Genomic DNA, 225 nt, shown 5'->3' with positions numbered 1-225 from the left:
ATTGATAAGCAATTATCGAGAGTGCAAAAACGATTTAGGTTGTTGGTATTGTCGATAAGATGTTTTATTGATAAGCAATTATCGAGAGTGCAAAAACAAGAAGTCATGAAAGAGTACGGTAAATCAGGTTTTATTGATAAGCAATTATCGAGAGTGCAAAAACTATTTTCTATTGTCCTTAATGATGGCGAAGGTTTTATTGATAAGCAATTATCGAGAGTGCAA

Origin of the sequence: Nosocomiicoccus sp. HMSC059G07 (genome assembly GCF_001815515.1) — a bacterium.
In the GTDB taxonomy this organism is placed as follows: Bacteria; Bacillota; Bacilli; order Staphylococcales; family Salinicoccaceae; genus Nosocomiicoccus; species Nosocomiicoccus ampullae_A.
This window is presented reverse-complemented; position numbering follows the sequence as displayed.